The sequence below is a fragment of the Demequina flava genome (assembly GCF_000975035.1).
GTDB lineage: Bacteria > Actinomycetota > Actinomycetes > Actinomycetales > Demequinaceae > Demequina > Demequina flava.
Genome location: NZ_BBRA01000001.1, coordinates 462,854 through 479,524 on the forward strand (window position 1 = coordinate 462,854; position 16,671 = coordinate 479,524).

General features: G+C 65.7%; 19 protein-coding genes. 15 read left to right on the top strand and 4 right to left on the bottom strand.

Going from position 1 to position 16,671, the window contains the following annotated elements:
* Nucleotides 1-31: 31 nt before the first annotated feature.
* Nucleotides 32-1,378, bottom strand: coding sequence for an FAD-dependent oxidoreductase (locus AOP74_RS02210; RefSeq protein WP_061960705.1), 1,347 nt, complete (start codon nucleotides 1,376-1,378; stop codon nucleotides 32-34).
* Between the two features lie 166 nt (nucleotides 1,379-1,544).
* Between AOP74_RS02210 and AOP74_RS02215 the strand changes: the two genes are divergently transcribed.
* The 9 genes from AOP74_RS02215 to ptsP all read left to right on the top strand — a co-directional run bounded on the left by AOP74_RS02215 (nucleotide 1,545) and on the right by ptsP (nucleotide 9,193).
* The gene (locus tag AOP74_RS02215; RefSeq protein ID WP_061960706.1) at nucleotides 1,545-2,237 is read left to right on the top strand and encodes an SOS response-associated peptidase; all 693 of its coding nucleotides are present in this window, start codon (nucleotides 1,545-1,547) and stop codon (nucleotides 2,235-2,237) included.
* 185 nt (nucleotides 2,238-2,422) lie between these two features.
* Nucleotides 2,423-3,613 (top strand): PTS transporter subunit EIIC, encoded by a 1,191-nt coding sequence (locus tag AOP74_RS02220; protein WP_061960707.1) that lies wholly within the window; start codon nucleotides 2,423-2,425, stop codon nucleotides 3,611-3,613.
* Nucleotides 3,614-3,668: 55 nt separating this feature from the next.
* Nucleotides 3,669-3,977: a PTS sugar transporter subunit IIBC family protein gene (locus AOP74_RS02225; protein ID WP_061960708.1), complete on the top strand. Its 309-nt coding sequence runs from the start codon at nucleotides 3,669-3,671 to the stop codon at nucleotides 3,975-3,977.
* The gene (locus tag AOP74_RS02230) at nucleotides 3,967-4,416 is read left to right on the top strand and encodes a PTS mannitol transporter subunit IIA (RefSeq protein ID WP_061960709.1); all 450 of its coding nucleotides are present in this window, start codon (nucleotides 3,967-3,969) and stop codon (nucleotides 4,414-4,416) included. Before AOP74_RS02225 ends, AOP74_RS02230 begins: the two co-directional genes overlap by 11 nt.
* 4 nt (nucleotides 4,417-4,420) lie before the next feature.
* Nucleotides 4,421-5,461 carry a zinc-dependent dehydrogenase gene (locus AOP74_RS02235; RefSeq protein ID WP_061960710.1) on the top strand — a complete coding sequence of 347 codons (1,041 nt, stop codon included), beginning with the start codon at nucleotides 4,421-4,423 and terminating at the stop codon, nucleotides 5,459-5,461.
* A 24-nt stretch (nucleotides 5,462-5,485) separates the two neighbouring features.
* A complete protein-coding gene (locus AOP74_RS02240; RefSeq protein ID WP_236683700.1) occupies nucleotides 5,486-6,268 on the top strand; it encodes a DeoR/GlpR family DNA-binding transcription regulator in 783 nt (260 codons plus the stop codon).
* Nucleotides 6,265-7,215 (top strand): 1-phosphofructokinase, encoded by a 951-nt coding sequence (gene pfkB / locus AOP74_RS02245; protein WP_061960711.1) that lies wholly within the window; start codon nucleotides 6,265-6,267, stop codon nucleotides 7,213-7,215. The genes AOP74_RS02240 and pfkB overlap by 4 nt, the downstream gene beginning before the upstream one ends.
* Before the next feature lie 32 nt (nucleotides 7,216-7,247).
* Complete coding sequence (locus AOP74_RS02250; RefSeq protein WP_061960712.1) at nucleotides 7,248-7,532, top strand: HPr family phosphocarrier protein; 285 nt, start codon at nucleotides 7,248-7,250, stop codon at nucleotides 7,530-7,532.
* Complete coding sequence (ptsP, locus tag AOP74_RS02255; protein ID WP_061960713.1) at nucleotides 7,529-9,193, top strand: phosphoenolpyruvate--protein phosphotransferase; 1,665 nt, start codon at nucleotides 7,529-7,531, stop codon at nucleotides 9,191-9,193. The genes AOP74_RS02250 and ptsP overlap by 4 nt, the downstream gene beginning before the upstream one ends.
* 96 nt (nucleotides 9,194-9,289) lie before the next feature.
* Here the strand turns inward: ptsP and AOP74_RS02260 are convergent, their stop codons facing one another.
* Nucleotides 9,290-10,159, bottom strand: coding sequence for a biotin--[acetyl-CoA-carboxylase] ligase (locus AOP74_RS02260; RefSeq protein ID WP_061960714.1), 870 nt, complete (start codon nucleotides 10,157-10,159; stop codon nucleotides 9,290-9,292).
* 40 nt (nucleotides 10,160-10,199) lie between these two features.
* Between AOP74_RS02260 and AOP74_RS02265 the strand changes: the two genes are divergently transcribed.
* Genes AOP74_RS02265 through AOP74_RS02275 form a run of 3 tightly spaced genes read left to right on the top strand, consistent with a single transcriptional unit; the run spans nucleotide 10,200 to nucleotide 12,672 of the window.
* Nucleotides 10,200-11,789, top strand: coding sequence for an acyl-CoA carboxylase subunit beta (locus AOP74_RS02265; protein WP_061960715.1), 1,590 nt, complete (start codon nucleotides 10,200-10,202; stop codon nucleotides 11,787-11,789).
* The gene (locus AOP74_RS02270) at nucleotides 11,786-12,034 is read left to right on the top strand and encodes an acyl-CoA carboxylase epsilon subunit (protein ID WP_201774289.1); all 249 of its coding nucleotides are present in this window, start codon (nucleotides 11,786-11,788) and stop codon (nucleotides 12,032-12,034) included. Before AOP74_RS02265 ends, AOP74_RS02270 begins: the two co-directional genes overlap by 4 nt.
* 5 nt (nucleotides 12,035-12,039) lie before the next feature.
* A complete protein-coding gene (locus AOP74_RS02275) occupies nucleotides 12,040-12,672 on the top strand; it encodes a SanA/YdcF family protein (RefSeq protein ID WP_061960716.1) in 633 nt (210 codons plus the stop codon).
* A 7-nt stretch (nucleotides 12,673-12,679) separates the two neighbouring features.
* On the opposite strand, the gene AOP74_RS02280 is transcribed toward AOP74_RS02275, so the two are convergent.
* Entirely contained in the window at nucleotides 12,680-13,042 is a 363-nt protein-coding gene (locus AOP74_RS02280) for a DoxX family protein (protein ID WP_082095946.1), read from the bottom strand.
* Nucleotides 13,043-13,178: 136 nt separating this feature from the next.
* On the opposite strand from AOP74_RS02280, the gene AOP74_RS02285 reads away from it, so the two are divergent.
* Nucleotides 13,179-13,688 carry a MarR family winged helix-turn-helix transcriptional regulator gene (locus AOP74_RS02285; protein WP_061960718.1) on the top strand — a complete coding sequence of 170 codons (510 nt, stop codon included), beginning with the start codon at nucleotides 13,179-13,181 and terminating at the stop codon, nucleotides 13,686-13,688.
* Nucleotides 13,689-13,730: 42 nt separating this feature from the next.
* Here AOP74_RS02285 and AOP74_RS02290 read toward each other — a convergent pair whose 3' ends face one another.
* Nucleotides 13,731-14,186: a MarR family winged helix-turn-helix transcriptional regulator gene (locus tag AOP74_RS02290; RefSeq protein ID WP_061960719.1), complete on the bottom strand. Its 456-nt coding sequence runs from the start codon at nucleotides 14,184-14,186 to the stop codon at nucleotides 13,731-13,733.
* 144 nt (nucleotides 14,187-14,330) lie between these two features.
* Here AOP74_RS02290 and AOP74_RS02295 point away from each other — a divergent pair, with 144 nt between their 5' ends.
* Both AOP74_RS02295 and AOP74_RS02300 read left to right on the top strand, forming a co-directional pair.
* Nucleotides 14,331-15,959 carry an MFS transporter gene (locus tag AOP74_RS02295; protein WP_061960720.1) on the top strand — a complete coding sequence of 543 codons (1,629 nt, stop codon included), beginning with the start codon at nucleotides 14,331-14,333 and terminating at the stop codon, nucleotides 15,957-15,959.
* Nucleotides 15,960-15,986: 27 nt separating this feature from the next.
* Nucleotides 15,987-16,658 carry a Maf family protein gene (locus AOP74_RS02300; RefSeq protein ID WP_061960721.1) on the top strand — a complete coding sequence of 224 codons (672 nt, stop codon included), beginning with the start codon at nucleotides 15,987-15,989 and terminating at the stop codon, nucleotides 16,656-16,658.
* The last annotated feature ends 13 nt before the right edge of the window (nucleotides 16,659-16,671 follow it).

Genomic DNA, 16,671 nt, shown 5'->3' on the forward strand with positions numbered 1-16,671 from the left:
CTCACCTCAAGGCATGGGTACCACGAGGAGGCTAGCGCGCGGCCGGGCTCAGCCCTAGTTCCACTGACTGCGGCTGCGCCGGAGCCGGCGCGCAGCACGCGCCGCTCAACTGCGATCCAGCGGGAGCATCAAAGTCCCCGGCACCGCCACACACGCCTGTGTCCGGAAGCACGAGATCCACGCGCGCAGCCGCCTCGCGGTCTCCTGCAATCTCCGCGACGACCGAACGCACCTGCTCGTAGCCGGTCAGCGCGAGAAAGGTGGGAGCGCGACCGTAAGACTTCGCGCCCACGATGTAGAAGTTGGACTCGGGGTGCGCGAGGTCGGCGGCGCCGGTGGCACGGACCGAGCCGCACGAGTGCTCGTTGGGGTCTACTTCGGTCGCGACCTTGGCGGGCGCCTGGAGACGCAGGTCGAGGTCGAGCCGCACTTCAGTGAGGAAGGTCAGGTCGGGACGGAAGCCGGTCAGTACGTAAACCTGATCAGCGGGCTCGAGTGTGCGGCCATCCTCGGCGGTGAGCGCCGCGCGACCATCGACCAGCTCGATGCGCTCGGTACGGAACGCCGTGACCATCTCGACGTCGCCGTGGCGGACGGCACGGCCAGCGCGCTGCCCCAGGGCTCCACGCTCGGGAAGCTCATCGGCGGCGCCGCCACCGAAGGTGTTGCCGACGGTGCCGCGGCGAAGCACCCAGCTCACGTGAGTCTCGGGCTCGCGCTTGGCGACATCGGCTAGCGCGGTGATGGCTGTCGCCGCGGAGTGACCGTTGCCGACAACGACGATGTGCTTGCCTGCGAGGCTCTGCGCCTCATCAGCGTTGGGGATCCGGGTGGCGACGACACCAGTCTCACGAGCGGCCGTCTCACCGAGAGCAGGAAGACCCTCGGCGCCAGCGGGGTTGGGCGTGGTCCAGGTTCCGGAAGCATCGATCACGGCCGATGCTTCGACGCGCGCCTCGGCTCCGTCGCCACGGCGCAGTTGCACCACGAGCGGTTCGCTGTCGCGCCCGGCATCAACAGAGAGGTCGCGCCCCTTGCGTGCCACGCCAACGACTCGCGAGCCGTAGCGGACGCGTTCGCCCAACTCCTGCGCGAGCGGCGCGAGGTAGCTCTCGATCCACTCGGAACCTGTGGGGTATTGCGTACCGTCGGCGGCTGCGGTGGGGGCCTTCCAGCCGGTGGGCTCCAGGAGTCGCTGTGCAGCCCCGTCCACCAGTTCTGACCACCCGGAGAACAATCGCACGTGGCCCCAGTCGGCGACGGATGCCGCCGGTCCATCCCCAGCCTCGAGCACCAAGGGCTCAAGTCCGCGCTCGATGAGGTGGGCAGCTGCCGCCAAGCCCTGGGGGCCGGCGCCGATCACGACGACTGGTCGCATGAGGTGAACTCCATTCCGCGGGCGACATCGACGCCCGTCAATGTTTCGAGCATGGGCCAAACATCGATGATTGTCAATGTAAGCCACCGGTCGGCGCTAGCAACGCAGCAAACCCGCCCCAGCATCGGCCCTCCGCGACCACCCAACCCGTGCCACGATGAACGGTATGTGCGGCCGCTACGCGAACTTCCTGACCGAGCAAGAGCTTGTCGACCACTTCCACCTTGCGCAGGTGGCCGACGAACCGCGCTTGCTCGACCCCAACTGGAACGTCGCCCCCACCCAGCTGGTCGCAATCGTGGTGCCGGGCAAGGACGACGCGCCCGGGCCGCGGCTCGAGCCGGCCCGCTGGGGCCTGGTCCCGTCGTGGGCCAAGGACCCTGCGGTCGGGTCGCGCATGATCAACGCGCGCTCGGAAACCGCGGCCGAGAAGCCGTCGTTCCGGTCTGCGTTCACAAAGCGCCGATGCGTGGTGCCAGCAAGCGGCTACTACGAGTGGCAGACGGGTACAGACGGCAAGCAGCCGTTCTACATTCACCCATCCGACGACGCACCCCTCGCCTTCGCAGGACTGTACGAGTTCTGGAAGGACAAGGCGCTTGGGGACGAAGCGCCGTGGCTCGTGACGACGACAATCATGACGACGGCCGCGCGCGGCGACATGCGGGACATTCACGACCGTCAGCCGGTGATGCTGGGGGCCGATGCCGTGGAGACCTGGCTTGATCGCGACAGTGATCAGGGCACGCTTTTTGATGTCATCGCGGCGCCCGCGCCAGATCTCGATTGGCACGCCGTGCGAAAGGCCGTGGGCAGCCCTAAGAACAACGCCCCCGAGAACATCGCGCCGCTGAGCTAAGCCGGAACCTCCAGCCACTGCTGAATGCATGCACCGGGCCCCGCATGCCCGTCAATGTCCGTTTATGTCTTGACATGCCCGTTTGCGCCCGCTAGCGTGTCAACATAGTTCCACAGGAACGGGCCCAATCGGGCACACTAAGAGAAGCCCTTCGCAATGGAGCGGAGGAGAAAGGTTGGACGCTCATGTCCTTCAGCGACGCTCAGGCCCAGGCCTCGGAGAAAAAGAATCGCTCAGGCCCCGGCATCGGTGCACAGATTCAGCGGCTAGGCCGCTTCATGTCGGCCATGATCATGCCCAACATCGGCGCCTTCGTGGCCTGGGGCCTCATTACGGCCCTGTTCATCGAAGCCGGCTGGATCAACAAGATCGCAGAGATGTTCAACGGTGCGCCCAACCAGTCCGTCATGGACTGGACGGCAAGCATCGCCGTGATCGTCGGACCAATGATCACCTACTTGCTCCCGCTGCTCATCGGCTACACGGGCGGAAAGCTCGTCTACGACACTCGCGGTGCCGTGATCGGAGCTGTTGCAACAACGGGTGTGATCGTCGGTTCAGACGTCCCGATGTTCCTGGGCGCCATGATCATCGGCCCGTTTGCCGCATGGCTCCTCAAGATCGTCGAGGGCTCCTGGTCGGGCAAGGTCAAGCCTGGCTTCGAGATGCTGATCGACAACTTCTCGCTCGGAACCATCGGCGCCGTCTTGGCGATCCTGGGCAAGATCATCATTGGCCCCATCGTCTCCAAGGGAGTCGAACTGGCAGGTGAAGGCGTGGACTTCCTTGTCGAGAACAGCCTGCTTCCGTTTGCGTCCGTTGTGGTGGAACCCGCAAAGGTTCTGTTCCTCAACAACGCCATCAACCACGGTGTGTTCACCCCCTTGGGCACGGCAGAAGCGGAGAACACCGGCAAGTCGCTGCTGTTCATGATCGAGTCCAACCCCGGACCCGGCCTGGGAATCCTGCTGGCCTTCATGTTCTTTGGCCCGCGCATGCTCAAGGCTGCGGCCCCCGGCGCATCCGTCATCCACTTCTTTGGCGGTATCCACGAGGTCTACTTCCCCTTCGTCCTCGCAAAGCCCAAGCTCATCGCAGCAGCCATCCTGGGCGGCATGACCGGCGTGCTGGTCGGAGTGATGTTCAACGGTGGCCTCGTGGCTCCCCCCTCACCCGGCTCGATCTTCGCCTGGATCGCGTTCACCCCTCCGGGCTGGACCAACTACCTCGTGATGTTCTCGCAGGTCATCCTCGCCACCGCAGTGTCGTTCATCGTCGCCGCGTTCCTCATGGGCTTTGGCCGGGAGGCACGTCGCGAAGACGGTGCCGACGACGCCGCTGCCGAGGCACAGGTCACCGAGACCGCATCCGCCTAACTCGTACCCAACCAACCCACGACGGCACCGCCGTCAGGATTCAAAGGAGAGTCACATGCCTACAGTCAACGGTTCCGAAGTCACCAAGGTCATCGTCGCTTGCGACGCCGGAATGGGCAGCTCAGTCATGGTTGCTAGCAACCTGCGCTCGAAGCTCAGGGCCAAGGGAATCGACGTCGTCCACACGCCAGTGAACGAGATCCCCGAAGGCGCCAAGCTCGTGCTGTGCCACCAGGGACTCGCCGCTCGCGCACAAAGCACCGCCCCCAATGCGGTCGTCGTGCCGTTCTCGATCTTCATCGGCGATCCCGCGTTCACGCGAGTCGAGGACGCGATTCTCCAGGGCAAGACCCTTGAGTCCTGAGTCGCAGCTCCTCGGGGCGAACGCGGTCCGGCTGGGACTGACCGCGGCTGACAAGACCGAGGCGCTGAACCAAGCTGGCGCTCTTCTGGTCGAGATCGGCGCCGCCACCGAGGCATACGCCGATGCTCTCCACGAGCGCGAGACCTCAGTGTCGACGTACGTGGGCGAAGGCGTCGCAATCCCCCATGGCACCAATGAGTCCCGCGAGTACATCGAGCGCGCTGCACTCGGTTACTTGCAGTTCCCCGAAGGTGTCGACTGGGACGGCGAAACCGTCTACGTCTGCGTGGCGATCGCGTCCAAGTCCGAGGAACACGTCGACATTCTGTCCGCCCTCGCGCAGGTCCTCATGGACCCAGCCAAGGCCGAACAGCTTCGCACCGCGACGTCCGCCGACGACGTCCTCTCCCTGCTGTCCCCCGAACCCAACCAGGAGTAACTCCATGAAGGCCCTCGTGTTTTATGCCCCCGAAGACGTTCGCGTCGAAGACGTCCCCGAGCCCGAAGTCGGGCCTGGAGAAGTCAAGATCCGTGTACGCAACTGCTCGACGTGCGGCACCGATGTGAAGATCTTTCACAATGGCCACCAGAACCTCTCGCCTCCGCGCATCATTGGTCACGAGATCGCCGGTGAGGTAGTCGCGACCGGTGACGGCGTCGAAGGCTGGTCCGAGGGTGACCGCGTGCAGGTCATCGCAGCAGTTCCCTGTGGCGACTGCTACGAATGCTCCCGCGGCTGGATGGAGGTCTGCCAGAACCAGACGTCCATGGGATACCAGTACTCCGGCGGGTTTGCCGAGTACATGATCGTCCCGCGTGAGGTCATGAAGGTTGACGGTCTCAACCGCATCCCTGAGGGCGTCGGCTTCGACGAAGCGTCCGCTGCTGAGCCTTTGGCGTGTGCGATTAACGCCCAGTCCATCCTCGGCATCGAGGAAGGCGACACCGTCGTGGTGTTTGGCGCCGGCCCCATTGGAGCAATGCACATCCGCTTGGCACGGGCCAACGGAGCGGGCCGCGTCTTCTTGATCGACGTTAACGCGGAGCGCCTGAAGATGACGGCCGATGCCGTCCACCCCGAGGAAGTCATCGATGGCTCGCAGGTCGACGTGGTCGAAAAGGTCAAAGAACTGACCGATGGCCGCGGCGCTGACTGTGTCATTACCGCAACGGCAGCCAACATCGCCCAAGAGCAGGCCATCGAAATGGCCGCGCGCAACGGTCGCATCTCCTTCTTCGGAGGGCTCCCCAAGACCAATCCGACCATCACCTGTGACTCCAACCTCGTTCACTACCGCCAGCTACGCATCTTTGGCGCAAACGGGTCAGCTCCGCACCACAACAAGGAAGCGCTGCGCCGCATTGCCTCCGGCGAGGTTCCTGTGAAGGACCTGATTACTGAGAGGATCCCTCTTACGGACGTGCTGGACGCCTTTGGCATCGTCAAGCGCGGCGAGGCCATCAAGGTCACGATCGAGCCGTAAGTCGCCGCCGACTAGTCGCTACCCATGAACCAGGAGCACCCCGTCATGTACGCCCAAGAACGCCAGCAGTCCATCGTCGCAACCGCCCGCCAACGCGGTCGGGTCGAGGTGGGATCGCTCGCCGAGGAACTCGGCGTCACGGTGGAGACCGTCCGCCGCGATCTCACTGCACTGGAACGCCTTGGTGTGCTGCGCCGCGTGCACGGCGGGGCCCTCCCGGTTGAGCGACTCACCCTCGAACCATCCCTCGAAGCTCGCCATGCCCAGTACTCCGAGGCAAAGCGCCGCATCGGGGCGCGTGCAGTGATGGAAATCAAAGAGGGAGACGCCGTCCTGCTCGACGCAGGCACAACTACCCTCGCCATCGCTGAGGCTTTGCCCCCGGAAATGCGCCTCACGATCGTGACGAACTCCATCAACATCGCCTCGCGCCTGGCCGACCGGCCGCGCACCGAGCTGATGGTGCTGGGCGGTCGCGTGAGGCGCCGCACGGGGGCCGCGGTGGGCGACTGGGTCACCGACTCACTCACCGAAGTCGCGGTCGACATCGCGTTCTTGGGAGCCAATGGCTTCACGGTTGACCGCGGTGCGACGACCCCCGACCAGGCCGAGTCTGCTGCCAAGCGAGCCATGGCATCGGCCGCCCGCCGTGTGGTCTGCGTCGCCGACTCGTCCAAGGCCGGCCAAGTTCACATGCACCGCTTTGTTCCCACGGACGAAATCGCGCTCTTGATCAGCGATTCAAATCTCGACGACGACACGGTCCAGGACTTTGAAGACCGCGGCGTGGAAGTAGCGCGAACATGATTGTCACCGTCACCCCGAACCCGAGCATCGACCGCACCATCGCTGTCGAAACACTCGAACGCGGCCACGTCAACCGCGCGACAAGTGTGTTCGAAGAGCCCGGCGGCAAGGGCGTGAATGTGTCACGCGCACTCGCCGCTAACGGCACGTCAACACTGGCACTCGTACCCGTCGGGCATGACTCCGAAAGCACGTTCAGCGACCTGCTCACGGCCGCTTCCGTCCCCCACAGCCTTGTCGACCAGCCAGGGTCGGTACGCACCAACATCACGCTGGCTGAGGCCGATGGCACGACTACCAAAGTGAACGAGGCCGGCCGCACCTGTGACCCCGCGGATACCGCAGCGCTTATTGATGCGGTCGATTCTCACATCGCCGGCGCGAATTGGCTCGTGGGTTGCGGGTCGCTACCTCCCGGACTCGATACGGACATCTATGCCCGGCTCGTGGAACTGGCGCACCGTCGTGGGATCCGTGTCGCGATCGACACCTCCGATGCGCCTTTTGCCCACGCGGTCGCCGCTCGGCCAGACGTCGTGAAGCCCAACCGGCACGAGCTGGAAGAGTTCGCCGGCCGCCCGCTGGAGACGCTGGGTGATGTTTTGGGCGCGGCGCAATCGCTCGTTGACTCGGGGATCACAACGGTTCTCGTCAGTCTTGGCTCCGATGGCGCAGTCGCGGTGACAGCCAGCGGTGTGACGCATGCGGTCGCGGTCGTCGACGCGCCCCGCTCGACCGTCGCGGCTGGCGATTGCTTCCTCGCAGGTTGGCTCCACGCCACCTCGCGCGGCGCTACCGACTCCGATGCCCTCGCGACAGCAGTCCGGTGGGGAAGCGCCGCCGTGCTCCTGCCCGGCTCCGCGGTACCCCACCCAGAGGACCTCACCACCATCAACGTCGAGGTCCTGCCTTCCCCAGTCACCACGCTGAAATTGACTAGCGACTAACCCACACTTCACTACTCATCAAAGGAGATGACATGCCTACTCGTAGCGTCACCATTGGATCAAGCGTCGGCCTGCACGCCCGCCCTGCAGCCCTCTTCGTGAAGGCAGCCGCGGCTGCCCCCGTGCCCGTCACCATTGCGAAGCCAGGCGGCAACCCTGCTCCCGCCAACAGCATGATCGCGATCATGGCGCTCGGCGCGAAGTTCGGCGAGGAAGTGCAGCTCACGGCTGAAGGCGATGGAGCAGAACAAACGCTTGACGAGCTCGCCGCCCTGTTGGCCACCGACCTGGACGAGGCCACCGAGGCGCCCTCATGAGCATCGTTCAAGGCATTGGAGTCTCCTCGGGCCTCGCCTTCGGTCCGGTCGTCACGGTCGGCAAGCCCGTCCAGCCGCCACAGGACGAGGCCGCTGCGGCCGACGCTGAGTCCCGAATTCGAGACGCCTTCGAGGCCGTTGCGACCGACCTCGACAGCCGTACCGCGCACGTTGACGACACCGCAGCAGCGATCCTGTCTGCGACCGCGATGCTGGCTCGAGACCCGAGTCTGATCGACGGCGCGATCGCCCGCGCCACGGCCGGAAGCGGGCCGGCGACGGCGATCGACGGCGCGACGCGCGAGTTTATGGAACAGTTCGCGGCGCTCGGCGGATACTTCGCTGAGCGAGCCACGGACCTGCGCGACGTGGGTGACCGCGCCATCGCGTCCGTGTTGGGCCAGCCCGCTCCGGGCGTGCCACCGCTCACCGGCGAGTGTGTCCTGGTCGCGCACGACCTCGCGCCGGCAGACACTGCCACTTTGGACCGCTCTCAGGTGTTGGGCATCATCACCGAGGTCGGCGGCCGCACCTCACACACAGCGATCCTCGCGGCTCAGATGGGCATTCCTGCTGTCGTGAAGCTCGCGGAAGCGGTGAATCTGTCCGATGGCGATGTTGTCCTCGTCGACGGAGAGACCGGGGAAGTCCACCTCGACCCGTCAGAAAAGACGGTGGCGAAGCGGCGCAAGCGCGACAAGCGGCGTACCGATGCGCTGGCAAGCACTTCCGGGCCCGGACGCACCCAAGACGGCAAGCAGGTCAAACTCCTCGCCAACATTGGCGGCGTTGAGGACGCCCGGGAGGCGGGCGCCCTCGACCTCGAGGGCGTTGGGCTCTTCCGTACGGAGTTTGTCTTTCTGTCCGCGGCGTCGGCCCCCACAGTCGAGGAACAGACAAAGATCTACGCCGACGTGTTCGCGCCGTTTGAGGGCCGGCGCGTCGTGGTCCGCACGCTGGATGCCGGTGCGGACAAGCCGCTCGCATTCGCGAACCTTGGGGCCGAGGAGAACCCCGCCCTGGGACGCAGGGGTCTGCGGCTGTCCGCCGAACTCCCCGATCTACTTGACACTCAGCTCGAAGCCCTCAGTCGCGCCGCCGCGGACACTGGTGCGGACGTGTGGGTGATGGCACCCATGGTCGCGGACGCTCAGGAAGCCGCATGGTTCGCCCGACGCGTGCGGGAAAACGGCCTGCGCACGCCGGGCGTCATGATCGAGATTCCCGCAGCGGCTCTGCGCGCCGAGCACGTGATGGCGGAAGTTGAGTTTGGTTCGCTCGGGACAAACGACCTCGCGCAGTACACGATGGCTGCGGACCGCATGCAGGGCGAGCTCGCGGAGCTCTTAGACCCGTGGCAGCCGGCAGTGCTGGACGTTGTCGCGAGCGCGGCGCGTGGCGCGGTCATCAACGGCCGGCCGATGGGCGTGTGCGGCGAGTCCGCCGGTGACCCTCTCATGGCTCTTGTGTTGGCAGGACTAGGGATCACGAGCCTGTCCATGGCACCGTCGCGGGTTCCACTTGTCAGGTATGCGCTGTCGCGGCACACGTTCGCGCAGTGTGCTCGGCTCGCTCACCTGGCTCGGTCTGCGCGCACCCCCGTGGACGCCAGACAGGCCGTCTTGGAGGCCTGCGACCCGGACCTGGCCGCCATTCTCTGACTCGCCTCGCGCGGCTCCTGGCCGTCGAGAATCTACGGCCAGGAGCTCGCGGAAGCCGACAACCCGCCGTGTATGTACGGCCAGGGGAAAAACGGGCTAAGCGCGGCGGACCCGCAAGTCGCCGGCCATGACTTCGCGCTGTCCTTCACGAGTCGCGATCAGCAGCGCCCCCGACTCCGACAGGCCCGTCACGCGCCCCGAGACAACTTCCCCGCCGGGCATGTCGACGGCAACGTCCCAGCCAATCGACGCGCACACGGACTCAACGGCGGCGTGGACCCGCGGGAGGTCCTCATCGGACTCCCACATCGACACGCAGTCCCGCAGGTGTGCGGTGAGCGACTTGGCGAGCGCGGCTCGGTCCAGGCGTGCGGCCCCGAGCGATGCGAGCGACGCAGCATGCGGCACGGGCAGTTCCGACGCGGACTGCGACACGTTGATCCCGATGCCAGCAACAATCGCGGGGTCCTCATCAACCCCGGAACGCGGCACCATTTCGCACAGCACGCCCACGACCTTGCGCCAGCGACCCCATCCGGGAATCGGCTTGACGCCCGCCTCAACAACAACATCGTTGGGCCACTTCAGGTAGGCGCCCACGCCCGCATCGCGAAGCGCGCGCACCGTCGCGAGACCCGCGACCAGCGGCGCCCAGCCCAAGCGGTCGTCCGCGACGTCGGGCCTGAGCAGGAAGGACGCAGTCAGCGCCGCACCCTGCGGGGTCGCCCAGCCACGTCCGGCTCGCCCGCGCCCGGCAGTCTGATGGTCGGCGATGATCGCGCTGAAATGCGGCCACTCATCCGGCTCGGTCCGGGCGGCATCAAGCAGCACTGTGTTGGTCGACGGTGACGCAGGGCGCACCTCAAGCCTGGCCAATTGGCGGCCCGGCCCCACCAGCCCAGCCAGGGCATCGGCCGTCAGCGGCTCGCGGGAAGCGGCAACGGCTGCAGGCGTCAGTGAGGTCACCGGGCTAGGCTAGCCGCCGAAGCCACACCAAAGGAGTACCGTGACGGATCCCAAGCCCACCGCGACCACCGCAGGCGCACTCGATGCACTGCGCGGCAAGCTCGACGAGGCCGTGACTCAACGCGAGGCCACTGCCCAAGAGAAGCAGCATGCCCGCGGCAAGAAGACCGCCCGCGAGCGCATCGAGCTGTTGCTGGACGAGGACTCGTTCACCGAGCTCGACGCCCTGGCTCGTCACCGCAGTCGCAACTTTGGCCTCGACAAGAACCGCCCGTACGGCGACGGCGTCGTGACCGGTTACGGGACCATTGATGGCCGGCAGGTCGCGGTCTACAGCCAGGACTTCACCGTGTTTGGCGGGTCGCTGGGCGAGGTACACGGCGAGAAGATCACCAAGGTGCAGGACTTCGCGCTGCGCACCGGCGTTCCCCTTATCGGCATCTCTGACGGTGGCGGCGCGCGCATCCAGGAGGGCGTCGCGGCCCTCACCCAGTTCGCGGAGATCTTCCGGCGCAACGTCGCCGCATCCGGCGTCATCCCGCAGATTTCCATCATCCTCGGTCCCAGCGCGGGCGGCGCGGTCTACTCCCCCGCCCTCACGGATTTCATCGTGATGGCCGATGGCACCAGCCAGATGTTCATCACCGGCCCCGACGTCATCAAGTCCGTCACCGGCGAAGAGGTCACCTTCGAGGAACTCGGCGGCGGCCAGGCCCATAACGCCAAGTCCGGCGTCGCGCACTACCTGGCCTCCGACGAGGACGATGCGATCGAGTATGTGCAGCACCTGCTGCAGTTCCTGCCCACCAACAACCTCTCGGACGCGCCCGACTGGGAAGCGCCCGCAGACCTCGCGGTGACCGATGAGGACGAGGCCCTCAACAGCATCGTCCCCAACTCCCCCAACCAGCCCTACGACATGAAGTCAGTCATCGAGACGGTGCTGGACGACGGCGAGTTCTTCGAGATCCAGCCGCTCTTCGCTCCCAACGTCCTGGTGGGCTTCGGTCACGTCGAGGGCCACTCCGTCGGAATTGTCGCCAACCAGCCGCAGTCCATGGCCGGCACGCTCGACATCAACGCGTCTGAGAAGGCCGCGCGCTTTGTCCGCACCTGCGACGCGTTCAACATCCCGGTCATTACCTTCGTCGACGTCCCGGGCTTCCTGCCCGGCGTGGACCAGGAGCACCAAGGCATCATCCGTCGCGGAGCCAAGCTGATCTACGCCTACGCCGAGGCCACCGTCCCGCTGGTAACCGTCATCACGCGCAAGGCCTACGGCGGCGCGTACATCGTGATGGCGTCCAAGCAGCTGGGCGCAGACGTAAACCTCGCGTGGCCCACGGCGCAGATTGCTGTGATGGGCGCCGGTGGCGCTGTCAACATCCTGCAACGTCGCGCGCTGGCGTCTGTCGCAGACGAGGGTGGCGATGTCGAGGCAGAGCGCGCCCGCCTCACAGCGGAGTACGAGGAAGAGATCGTCAACCCCTACGACGCTGCCGACCGCGGCTACGTGGACGCGGTGATCGAGCCGTCCGAGACGCGCGCACAGATCACCAAGGCGCTCCGCGCGCTACGCACCAAGCGTGCGTCGCTACCGCCCAAGAAGCACGGGAACATTCCGCTGTGACCGACAACCCTGAAGATCCTTTCGAGGCCGCCGCGGGCCTGCGGGTCGTGCAAGGCTCCCCTAGCGACGCAGAACTCGCGGCGCTGGTCGCTGGCGTTGCCGTCGTCGCGTCGGCCGATGCGGAGGACGCCGCTCCCGGTTCGCCAACCTCGGCGTGGATGGACCGCACGCGCACCATGCGCGGTTCGTTCCGCAACCTGCCACTCGGTCGCGGCTCATCCGCCTGGCGTCACTCGCTGAGGTAGGGCCGATGCCCGGGTTACGTCCTGCTCTGACCGCCGCCGTGGCGGCGGGATCGGTAGCGCTCGTCGCGCCCCAGGCATATGCCAGGGCGAGCGCTCACGGGGATCTCCACCCAGCATCGTCCCGGCGCTTCATGCCGGCCGATGCGGCGCTCATCTTGGGTGCGCGGGTATGGGCGGACGGCAGGCCCAGTCGCTTCTTGCGTCAGCGGGTTGAGGCTGGGGTCGCGTTATACGAGGCGGGCCACGTCGAACTGCTGGTTCTGACTGGCGCTGGGCATAACCGCGAAGGTCTCGACGAGACAGAGGCGATGCACCGGACTGCTCGCGAGCTCGGTGTTCCGGAGGAGGCGCTCCTGAAGGACCCGCACGGCTACGACACTCGGGAGTCGGCTCGCAATGCGTGGGCCGTTGGGATCAACAGCGCGATCGTGTGTTCCCAAGAGTTCCATCTGCCGCGAGCGATGTGGCTGTGCCGGTCAGTGGGACTCGATGTCCAGGGCGCGTACCCGGAAGTGCTGACAACCAGGTGGCATACCTACCGCGGATACATCCGGGAAGTGCCCGCCACGTGGAAGGCTGCGCTAGAGATCGCTCGCGACGCCGCCGTACCAACGGACGCCGCGAGCGATTCGCGCTAGTGGTTGCTTAAGCCCAGACCATGAAGCCGATGACGGCGACGGCGATCGAGACGACCCCCAGGCCGAGCGCACCGGTGAAGGGCTCGTTGCGCTTCTTGTGATCGATGATCGCGAGGATCATGGTGATGACCAGGCCAACGGCGGCGATCGGGGCCAGGATCACGGCGATGCCGGTCAGCGGCGGCAGAATGAGGCCGAGCGCGCCGAGAACCTCGACTGCGCCGATTCCGCGCTGAGCGCCGATGCTGCGGCTGGCGGGCATCATGCCCATCTCCTGCATCTGCTCGGCGGACTTGGTGAGCTTGGTCAGGCCGGCGGCCAGGAACGCGAGGGCGAGGATGCCTGCGAGGATCCAGTAGACAATTTCCACGAGGGGAACTCCTTTTAAGTGATGCCAGTGGAGCACGCTGCCCCATCGAGTTATAGTTGACGTATCAATCGTTGATGCTACAACGATAACAGAGCATCTATTCCCGCCAACGCCGCGCTATCACTACGATGAGGACATGACCGTGGAAGCACACACCACCATCAGTGCCCAGGACGAACTCCTGTGGCGCCGGTTCGTCGTGCTCCTGTCTACCGTGCCCGCAGCGCTCGACGAGCGCGTGCGGGAAACCACTGGGCTCAACCACCACCAGTACACAATCCTCGCGACGCTCGCCACGCAGCCCGATCGCATGCTGCAGATGGCCCGCGTTGCGCAGGCGGCGGAGTCGTCGCTATCGCGCCTGTCCCACACCGTGTCGAAGCTCGAGGCCGAGGGGTTGGTCGAGCGCCGCACGTGCGACCACGACCGCCGCGCCAGTTGGGCCGCGCTCACCGACAAGGGCTTCGAAGTGGTGACCGCAGCATCGGCCGCCTACGACGAACTCAAGCAAGAAGTCCTGCTCTCGCGGGTTCCGGAAGCCGTCCGCGGCGACCTCACCTCGCTTCTCACGCAACTGCTACCCGGTGAGGTTGCGCAGCAATGCACCGAGTTCGACAAGGACCTCACTGTCGAAGAGCCCCAGTAGGCAATCCGGGTCACGGCAGGGCCATTATGTGACCCCCGTGTCCTACTGGAAGCGATGTCCGTCAGCGTCTGCCGCGAGCGCGGCGACAAGTGTGTCGAGGATTCCCCGGAGTTGCTCCACCTGCTCATCGGACAGCACGGAGACGTGATCGATAAAGTCCTTCTCCGCCGCGTCGACCGCGTTGTCAACCGTCTGAACCCCGGATGGCGTGAGGGACAGCAGACGCACGCGCCCGTCGTGCGCCGAGGGCTCGCGCGCCACCCACCCGCGCTCGACCAGCCGCTGAATCACGCCTGAGGCGATGTTGGGCTTGACCCCCATGGCGTCGGCGGCCTCCGCCGTGGGAGTCCCAGGGCGCGAATGCAGGAATACCAGGAGGTGGAACTGCGCGGGGGTGAGGTTCTCCCCAGCCATGGTGCGCGAATGGTGACGCATCGACGTGCGCATCAGGGTGCCCTGCAGCGTGAGGATCTGCGCGATCGTGTCCTCGCGTGCCACTGGCGCCTCCTCGTGTTGCGTTTGGCCAGGATTCCCGTCAATAAATAGTTCATGTCACACGAACTTGATAGTTCTTGTCACGCGAAGTAGTGTAGCCGAGTCCCACGGGAGGGACTCCCTCTTCTTCACTCTCTAGGAGTCGCGTTGTCCAAGCCTGCCCCCGCACAGTCCTCGCTTCAGGACGCCCTCGACGAGGGCATCTCCGAGTCCACGTACAAGCGGCGCTGGGCCATCCTCGCGACTCTGTGCCTGGGACTCATGACCGCGATGATCGCGAACATGAGCCTCAACCTGGCACTGCCGGAGCTGGCGGTTGAGTTCTCGATGACGCAGCTCGAGCTGACTTGGGTTGTCGAGGCATTCACCCTCGTGTTCGCAGCGCTCCTGTTCATCGCCGCGGCCATCGCGGACCGCTACGGGCGCAAGCGCGTGATGCTGGTCGGACTCGTGATCTTCGTGCTGTCTTCCGCGTATGCCCCGCTCTTCGCGACGACCGCGGGCGAGCTGATCGCCTCGCGCGCCGTCATGGGAATCGGCGCCGCGCTAGTGATGCCGACAACGCTGTCGCTGGTCAACGTGGTCTTCCCCTCCAAGGAGCGCCCCAAGGCCATCGCGATCTGGGCGGCCGTAGCGGGTGTGGGCATGATGATCGGCTCCGTGCTGACCGGACTCCTTCTGCACTTCTTCGACTGGCACGCCGCGTTCTACCTGGGCGCCGCGTTCGGCATCGTCGCACTCATCCTGACCATGCGCATCGTCCCCGAATCTGTCGACGAGAAGGCCACCCCGGTGGACTGGATCGGCGGACTGTTCGTGACCGTCGCGCTCGCCGGAATCGTCTACACGATCATGGAAGCGCCGTCGCACGGCTGGGAGACCTTGACCATTGGCGCGGCCGTCCTCGGTGCCGTCTCTCTCGCCCTCTTCATTTGGTGGGAAAAGCGCGTCGAGCACCCCATGCTCGACCTCACGCTGTTCAAGCGCCGCCGCTTTACGCTGTCAGTCATCTCCGTCACGCTGACGTTCTTCGCGATGATTGGCGCCTTCTACTCGATGACGCAGATCTTCCAGCTGGTCATGGACTACGACGAACTCACCACTGCACTGGCCATGATTCCCCCCATGCTGCCAATGATGATCGTTGGCCCCATGGTTCCCAAGTTGGTCGAGAAGGTCGGCTCCCGCTGGACGGTCATTCCTGGGCTCGTCATCATCGCGGCAGGATTCCTGCTCATGACGACGTGGCCAGTGATCCCGTCGTACTGGGACTTCTTCTTCGCAATGACGATCATCATCCTCGGCATGGCGCTCGTGATGACCCCGGCAACGAACATGCTGATGGCGTCCGTGCCGCGCAACCGGTCCGGAATGGGATCGGCGATGAACGACACGACGCGCGAGCTTGGTGCGTCGCTCGGCATCGCACTGCTGGGATCCCTCATTGCCAATCAGTACACGTCGAGCATTTCGGACGTCGCCGAGCAGGTACCTGGCGAGGCTGGCGAGGCCGTCCAGGACTCGCTCGCGGGTGCCGTGGCCGTCACCGACGCCATGACCGCAGAAGGTGGCCAGGCGGCACAGATGGCTCCTGGCATTCTCGAGGCCGCGCAGACCGCCTTCATGGATGCTAGCCAGCACGCGATGCTCATTTCCGCGATCATCGCGGGCGGCACCGCGATCCTGATGCTGCTCACGCTGCCACGCGGCGACAAGTCGCTGTCCGCGGAGCCCGGCCACTCGCTCGAGGAAACCGAAGAGGCCCACGCTCACTAGCCACCTGCGATCGGTAGGGTCTGGGGCATGACAACCCCCGTACCCCTGCTCCTCGCCTCGCAGTCCCCCGCTCGCCTTGCCACACTTCGCTCGGCGGGCGTTGAGCCCGAAGTGATCGTGTCTGGCGTTGACGAGGACGCGATCCTGGAGCGCCTCAGTTCTGAGTACCCGGAAGCGGGTCCGGCCGATGCTGTTCTCGCCTTGGCGCAGGCCAAGGCCGAGCATGTGGCCCGGGAGTACGAGACGGGTTCGATCGTGCTGGGTTGCGACTCCATGCTCGAGCTGGACGGCGAGATTTACGGCAAGCCCGGCACGCCCGAGATCGCGCGCGAGCGCTGGCAGCGGATGCGGGGGCGTTCCGGGGTGCTCCACACGGGCCATTGGCTTGTCGATGATCGCGAGGATGGCACGCGCGGCTCGGTCGGGGCATCCTCCGACACGGTCGTGCACTTCGCGAATCTCACCGACGATGAGATTGACGCCTACATCGCGACTGGCGAGCCACTCAAGGTTGCGGGGGCCTTTACGGTCGACGGCTTGGGCGGCCCCTACGTGGAGGGAATCGAGGGCGACTTTCATGGCGTCGTGGGCGTCTCGCTGCCCCTCCTGCGCGCGCTCCTCGCGGAACTATCGGTTCCGTTCCACACCCTCCGCGCATCGCCCCAGATTGTGGAGACTGCACAACCTACGTCCGCGTAGCCAAAGAAAAGGT